Consider the following 358-nt stretch of genomic DNA (forward strand, 5'->3'; position numbering starts at 1 on the left):
CAATCGAACAGGATTAGCCGAAAAGGTCTCAGCGGTACGGATTGGTCCCCATTTAAAACCTGAGAGTCCAGATTTTTGGTAACCTCTCTTCGGGGAAACATCCCTCTTTGGGGAAACGGCGCCTCTTTGGAACGCCTTCTTTAGCATTTCGATTCTTCTAGACAGTTCTCCTCGATGATTTGTTTAGCAAGCCTTATAATTGTTCCCCTTTCGGCGTTTGATAATCAATGGCATCGTCTTGGACTAGGGAGGGGGGATACTATGACGGGCTAAAGCTCTTAAAAAAACAAGGGCATCAGATTGAGCATTTCGATTCTTCTAGACAGTTCTCCTCGATGATTTGTTTAGCAAGCCTTAT

The 358-nt window shown here is 44.7% G+C and carries 1 pseudogene; it reads left to right on the forward strand.

Annotation, left to right across the window (positions count from 1 at the left end):
• Positions 1-189 precede the first annotated feature (189 nt).
• Positions 190-358, forward strand: a pseudogene (locus ACFIK8_RS10155) (5-formyltetrahydrofolate cyclo-ligase); the annotation flags it as partial.

The organism is Bartonella sp. MR168JLCBS (assembly GCF_042194175.1).